The 914-nt window shown below is 62.1% G+C and carries 1 protein-coding gene; it reads right to left on the bottom strand.

The features are described 5' to 3' along the window. Positions 1–914, bottom strand: a 914-nt coding sequence (locus VP06_RS28340; protein ID WP_048467156.1) for an ABC transporter substrate-binding protein, incomplete at both ends; no start/stop codon positions are given.

Genomic DNA, 914 nt, shown 5'->3' with positions numbered 1-914 from the left:
TTGATGTCCTTCTCGGCCGGCTTGCCCTCCATCCAGAATGCCCATTCGTAGGGCTCCATGTTGGCCTTTGCCGTTTCCAGCACCGCCGAATAGTAGCCCTGGCGATTCAAATAGGCACCTGCCCAGCCGGACAGGAACCAATTGATGAAATCGTAGGCAGCGTCGAGCTTCTTTCCGGTCAGGGTCTTGGGCAGGCCGAAGCCCGAGGCCCAGGCGCGGTAGCCTTCCTTCAGCGGCTGGTAGGTGCAGGGGACGCCCTGCGAGCGCACCTTGGTGACGGCGGGCGACCACATCGACTGGATCACCGTCTCGCCGGACGCCATCAGGTTCACGGATTCGTTGAAGTCCTGCCAGAAGGCGCGGAACTGGCCGGCGCGCTTGGCCTCGATCAGCACCTTCATGGTGCGGTCGATCTCAGGTTTGGTCATGTTGCCCTTGTCGGGATAGGTGTAGTCGCCGGTGGCCTCCACCACCATCGCGGCGTCCATGATGCCGATCGACGGGATGTTGAGGATCGACGCCTTGCCCTTGAACTCGGGGTTCAGCAGTTCCTTCCACGAGGTGATCGGGCGCTTGATCAGGTCGGGGCGGATGCCGAGGGTGTCGGCATTGTAGGTCGTCGGGATCAGTGTGATCCACTCGGTCGGCGACGAGGCGAACTTGGTCGAGGTCGGGCCTTCGAGATAGAAGACCTTCTTGGGCGCCGTGCCCTGGTCGCCGATCTTTTTGCCCGCGACCTCGCCCTTGGTGAAGACCGGGGTGATCTTGTCGGCGTTCTTGATGCGCTTGGCATCCATGCCCACGAGGTTGCCCGACGGCAGCAGCTTCTTGAGGCTGAAATACTCCGAGTCGACGATGTCGAACGAGTTCGGCTGGGTGACGACCCGCTTCGAGACCTCGTCGGTCACGACCGG

Source organism: Methylobacterium aquaticum (assembly GCF_001043915.1).
Taxonomy (GTDB): domain Bacteria; phylum Pseudomonadota; class Alphaproteobacteria; order Rhizobiales; family Beijerinckiaceae; genus Methylobacterium; species Methylobacterium aquaticum.
The sequence above is the reverse complement of the archived record's forward strand: the minus strand, read 5'-3'. Positions and strand labels throughout refer to the sequence as shown.